This window comes from Acidimicrobiales bacterium (assembly GCA_036399815.1).
Classification (GTDB): domain Bacteria; phylum Actinomycetota; class Acidimicrobiia; order Acidimicrobiales; family DASWMK01; genus DASWMK01.
This window is the reverse complement of record DASWMK010000241.1, coordinates 1-5,317: the sequence shown is the minus strand read 5'-3', so window position 1 is coordinate 5,317 and position 5,317 is coordinate 1. Positions and strand designations below refer to the sequence as shown.

The 5,317-nt window shown below is 74.8% G+C and carries 6 protein-coding genes; all 6 read right to left on the bottom strand.

Annotation, left to right across the window (positions count from 1 at the left end; all coding sequences use genetic code 11):
- The coding region (locus VGB14_17995; protein ID HEX9994824.1) for an NAD-dependent epimerase/dehydratase family protein at positions 1–351 on the bottom strand (351 nt) is incomplete at its 3' end.
- On the bottom strand, positions 348–1,793 hold the full coding sequence (gene lysS, locus VGB14_17990) for a lysine--tRNA ligase (GenBank protein HEX9994823.1): 1,446 nt from the start codon (positions 1,791–1,793) through the stop codon (positions 348–350). The genes VGB14_17995 and lysS, both read right to left, overlap by 4 nt.
- A complete protein-coding gene (locus VGB14_17985; protein HEX9994822.1) occupies positions 1,793–2,563 on the bottom strand; it encodes a type III pantothenate kinase in 771 nt (256 codons plus the stop codon). The genes lysS and VGB14_17985 overlap by 1 nt, the downstream gene beginning before the upstream one ends.
- Before the next feature lie 29 nt (positions 2,564–2,592).
- On the bottom strand, positions 2,593–3,432 hold the full coding sequence (gene nadC, locus VGB14_17980; protein HEX9994821.1) for a carboxylating nicotinate-nucleotide diphosphorylase: 840 nt from the start codon (positions 3,430–3,432) through the stop codon (positions 2,593–2,595).
- The gene (locus VGB14_17975) at positions 3,429–4,256 is read right to left on the bottom strand and encodes a phospholipid scramblase-related protein (protein HEX9994820.1); all 828 of its coding nucleotides are present in this window, start codon (positions 4,254–4,256) and stop codon (positions 3,429–3,431) included. Before VGB14_17975 ends, nadC begins: the two co-directional genes overlap by 4 nt.
- Positions 4,246–5,317 (bottom strand): FAD-binding protein (locus VGB14_17970; protein ID HEX9994819.1); only part of this gene is annotated, 1,072 nt, incomplete at its 5' end. The genes VGB14_17970 and VGB14_17975, both read right to left, overlap by 11 nt.

Below are 5,317 nucleotides of genomic sequence, written 5' to 3'. Positions count from 1 at the left end.
CTCGATGCCGGACCGCACGACGATGCGGTCGAGCGACCGGCACTGGGCGGCGGCGCCGAGGGCGGCCACCGTCGCCGCCTCCGTGCGGGCCGCGGCGGCGCGCGGGCTGGAGCGGGCGTTGGGCTCGTAGACGCCGCAGTGCACGACGGCCGTCGGGTCGAAGTCCCGGACGGCCGCGACCATGCGCCGGCGGTCGAGCGGCTCGACCAGCCGGAACCGGGCCCGCTGGAGCCGGCGCCTGGGCGGCTCCCGGTCGACGCCGGCGACCTCGTCCACGAACGGCGCCGCGTCCAGCAGCGCGGCCACGCGGGTGCCGAGCTCGCCGCCCATCCCCGTCACGAACACCCTCACGGCGCTCCCCCCTGCTGCTCGCGGTCGCCCGCGCGCTGCTCCGGCCGCATGGTCGGGAACAGCACCACGTCGCGGATGTTCGGCGTGTCGGCCAGCAGCATCGCCAGGCGGTCGATGCCGACGCCCAGCCCGCCGGTCGGGGGCAGGCCGTACTCCAGCGCCCGCAGGTAGTCCTCGTCGACCAGCATGGCCTCGGCGTCGCCGGCCGCCCGCTGCCTGGCCTGCTCCTCGAACCGGGCCCGCTGCTCCACGGGGTCGACCAGCTCGCTGAACGCGTTGCACAGCTCCCGCCCGGCGACGACGGCCTCGAACCGCTCGACCAGCCCCGGCACCTCGCGGTGGGCCCGGGCCAGCGGCGACACCTCCTGCGGGTAGTCGCACACGAACACCGGCCCCCACAGCGCGGGCTCGGTCGTCTTCTCGTAGACCTCCAGCACGAGCTTGCCGGGGCCCCACGCCGGCTCGACCCGCACGCCGTGGCCTTCGGCCACCCGGCGCAGCTCGTCGACCCCCATCCCCACGTCGACCCGCACCCCGGCCTGCTCCTCGACCAGCTCGGCCATCGTGGCCCGGCGCCACGGCGGGGCGACGTCGAGCTCGCGGCCCTGGTAGGTCAGGGTCGTCGTCCCGCACAGCTGGGTCGCCAGGTGGGCGACCAGCTGCTCGGTCAGCGCCATCATGTCCCGGTAGTCGGCGTAGGCCTCGTACAGCTCGAGCATCGTGAACTCGGGGTTGTGCCGGGGGGACATCCCCTCGTTGCGGAACACCCGGCCGATCTCGAACACCTTCTCGATGCCGCCGACGACCAGCCGCTTCAGCCGCAGCTCGATGGCGATGCGGAGGTACAGCTCCATGTCGAGCGCGTTGTGGGTGGTGACGAACGGGCGGGCGGTGGCCCCGCCGGCGATGGGCTCGAGGATCGGCGTCTCGACCTCGAGGAAGCCGCGGTCCTCCAGCCACCGCCGGGTGAGGGACACGGCCCTGGCCCGGAGGACGGCCACGCGGCGAGCCTCCGGCTCCAGCCACAGGTCGACGTAGCGCTGCCGGTAGCGGGTGTCGACGTCGGTGAGGCCGTGCCACTTGTCCGGCCAGCCCCGCCGGGTGCGGGCCAGCACGGCCAGCTCGTCGACCCGGACGGACAGCTCGCCCCGCTTCGTCTTCATGACCGGCCCGCGGACGCCCACCCAGTCGCCGAGGGACAGCGCGCAGAAGCGGTCGAACGCCGCCGAGAAGGCCCGGCCGGCGAACAGCTGCACGGTCCCGGTCGCGTCGCCGAGGGTGGCGAAGGCCAGGCGGCCCTGCGGCCGGTGGAGCAGGACCCGGCCGGCGACCGACTCGACGGGGCCGTCCTCCCAGCCGGGGGCCTCGCCGTCGAAGCGGGCGTGGAGGTCGGCGGCGGTGGCGGTGCGGTCGAAGCGATACGGGACGCCGTCGTCGGCCATCAGGCCGCCCGGTTCCGCTCGTACACGAGCCGGAGGCCGTGGAGCGTGAGCCAGGGGTCGTGGTGCTGGATCGACGAGGCCAGCGGGGCCATCAGCGCGGCGAGCCCGCCGGTGGCGACCACCGTCGACTCGCCCAGCTCCTGCGCGAACAGGCGGCACAGCCCGTCGACCTGCGCGGCGAACCCGTGGATGGCGCCCGACTGCACGGACTCGACCGAGCTCTTGCCGATGACGTGGCGGGGCGGCACCAGCTCGACCCGGCGCAGCAGGGCGGCGCGGGCGAACAGCGCGTCGAGGCTGATCTCGATGCCGGGGACGATGGCCCCGCCGAGGTACTCGCCCTTCGCCGAGATGGCGTCGAAGGTGGTGGCCGTGCCGAAGTCCACGACGATCGTCGGCCCGCCGTAGCGGTCGAAGGCGGCGACCGCGTTGGCGATGCGGTCGGGGCCGACCTCGCGAGGGTTGTCGTAGAGGATCGGGATGCCGGTGCGGGTGCCGGGCTCGAGCACGACCGGCGGGAAGCCGAAGTAGCGGTCGGCCATCTCCCGCAGGGCGGCGGTCACCCGGGGCACGCCCGAGCACACGGCCATGCCGTCGACCACCTGCTCCCACGCCGCGTCGTGGAACCCGAGCAGGTCGCGGATCAGCAGCGCCAGCTCGTCCGACGTGCGCTCCGCGTTGGTGGCGAGGCGCCAGTGGTCGACCAGGTCGTCGTCGCCGTACAGGCCGACGACGGTCTCGGTGTTGCCGACGTCGATGGCGAGCAGCATGGCGAGGCGACGGTACCCGCTGGCGGGGTTCAGCCCGGGGCGCGCGCGACGACGTCGAGGCCGAGGTCCAGCACCGGCGCCGAGCTCGTGAGCGCGCCGGACGAGATGCAGTCGACGCCGGGCACGGCGTAGTCGGCCACCGTCGCCAGGGTCACGCCGCCCGACACCTCGATCAGGCAGCGCCCGCCGACCACGCCGACCGCGGCGCGGACGTCGTCGGGGGTCATGTTGTCGAGCAGCACGGCGGTGGCCCCGGCCTCGACGGCCTCGCGCACCTGGTCGAGCGAGTCGCACTCCACGTGGACCGTCCGCCCCGGCCACCGCTCCTTGGCCGACCGAACGGCCTCGGCGATGGGGAGCACGGCCAGGTGGTTGTCCTTGAACATGACCCAGTCCGAGAGGTTGCCCCGGTGGTTCACGCCGCCGCCGGCCCGCACGGCGGCCTTCTCGAGCGACCGCAGCCCCGGCGTGGTCTTGCGGGTGTCCCACACCCGGGCCGTGCCGCCGGCGGCGGCCACGGCGTCGACGAAGCGGCGGGTGAGCGTGGCGATGCCCGACAGGTGGCAGAGCAGGTTGAGCGCCGTCCGCTCCGCGGTCAGCACCGACGCGAGCGGGCCGTCGACGGTGGCGACCGTGTCCCCCTTGCCGATCCGGTCGCCGTCGGCGGCCGACCACTCGACGGCGATCGACGGGTCGACCTGGCGGAACGCCTCGGTGGCCGCCTCCCGGCCGGCGAGCACGCCGTCCGCCCGCGGCACGAGCCTCGCCTCGGCGCGCGCGCCGGGCGGCAGGAGCGCGGAGGTGATGTCGCCGAGCGGGGTGAGGTCCTCGGCCAGCGCCCTGGCCACGACCTCGCTGATGGCGCTCAACCGAACCCGCGCGCGTCCTGCTTGAGGGCGGTGTCGACGGTCAGCGCGGCGGCCACGACGAGGCTGCGGAGCGGGTCCTCGAGGGGTCGGTGGATCTGGAGGACGTAGTTGTCCGCCGTCGTGAACATCGTCTTCGCCAGCCCCTCCCACGTCTTGGTGATGCGGGCCACCTCGGTGCCGGTGCGGTCCTGGATGCTGAAGTTCCAGGCCCGCCAGTTCTCCGCGTTGATCGACCCGTAGGTCTGACCGCCCGACTCGAGCGAGAAGCGGATCTTCCCGATGGCGTTCTGCTGCACGGCCCAGCCGATCTCGTTGCCCTGGCCGTCCAGCACCTGCACCTTCGACTTCATGACCTTCGCCGGGCGGGTGACGGCCAGCAGGACGTGGCCGTGCACGTCGGTCACCTGGAGCTTGTGGGTCATGAACTGGTCGAAGGAGGTGAGCACCCGCACGACCTTCTTCGCCGCGCTCTGGCCCACCTGGCGGACGGCGCCGATCTGGCGGCCGTGCTGGTCGTAGATGGCGTACTCGTTGTTGATCTCGATGAGCTTGGCCTTCTGGTTCACGACCAGGACCGGCTCGGTGAAGATCGTGCCGCCGCCCTGGTGGCCGACGGCGGCGCCCACCCGCTGGACGTCGGCCACGATGCGCTCGGTCGCCCGGTTCACGGTCGGCACGTGCCCGGCGCCGCCCGGCGGGTCGACCGACTGGCGGCCGTGCGACGCCACGTGCTCGGTCCACTGGGACCCGTCGTAGTACCGCAGCTCGTGGCGGCCGAACGGGTCCGGGTACCAGTTCGGCGCGTACGTCCCGCTATCCGTCACGGCGGGCGAGCGTACCGTCGTGGTGCACCACCCGCCGCGCCAGGTGGGGCCGGGTGGCGGGGAAGTCGGTGCGCGTGTGGGCGCCGCGCGACTCCTCGCGCACGAGCGCCGCGCACACGAGCGCGAGGCCGACGGTCGCCAGGTTGCGGACCTCCCTGGCCTCCCGGTCGTCGCCCGCCGTGGCCGCGACGGCGTGGAGGCAGTTGGCCGTCGTGGCGAGCGACGAGGCCGACCGCAGCACGCCGGCGCCCGCCGTCATCGCCCGCTGGAGCTCGGCCCGGCCGGGCGGCGGCCCGTCCCCCAGGTCGGCGGGCGGGGGCGGCGGGCCGAGCACGGCCAGCGGCTCGTCCAGGGCCCGCATGGCGCCGGTGGCGCTCGGGCCCGACCGGCCGGCCTCGACGGCCTCGACCACCCGGAAGGCGAACACCATGCCCTCGAGCAGCGAGTTCGACGCCAGCCGGTTGGCGCCGTGCACGCCGCTGCAGGCCGCCTCGCCGGCCGCCCACAGGCCGGGCAGCGACGAGGCGCCGTCGAGGTCGGCGAGGATGCCGCCGCAGAGGTAGTGCGCGGCCGGGGCGATCGGCAGCCAGTCGGTGGCCGGGTCCAGGCCGACCTCGGCCAGCGCGGCGGCGATCGTCGGGAACCGCTGGGCGAAGCGGTCGAGCCCGGTGGCGTCGAGCCACAGGTGCTCGACCCCCTGGCCGAGCATGCGGGCCGTCATCGCCTTGGCGACCGCGTCCCTTGGCAGCAGCTCGTCCACGAACCGCTCGCCCTCGGCGTCCCTCAGCAGGGCGCCGTGGCCCCGGAGGGCCTCGGACAGCAGCGGGCGGGGCATGGCCGGGTGGTGGAGAGCCGTCGGGTGGAACTGGACGAACTCCACGTCGGCGACGGCCACGCCGGCCCGCAGCGCCATGGCCACGCCGTCGCCCGTCGTCTCGGCCGGGTTCGTCGTGACGGCGAACAGCTGGCCGGCGCCGCCGGTGGCCACGAGCACGTTGGCCGCCCGCACCTCGCCGAGGGCGCCGTCGCCGTCGACCGCCGTCACCCCCCGGCAGGCGCCG

Bases quoted from the DNA above. Each gene is read 5' to 3' on its own strand.
- VGB14_17985 (HEX9994822.1), bottom strand. From the start codon at position 2,563: ATGCTGCTCGCCATCGACGTCGGCAACACCGAGACCGTCGTCGGCCTG.
- lysS (HEX9994823.1), bottom strand. From the start codon at position 1,793: ATGGCCGACGACGGCGTCCCGTATCGCTTCGACCGCACCGCCACCGCC.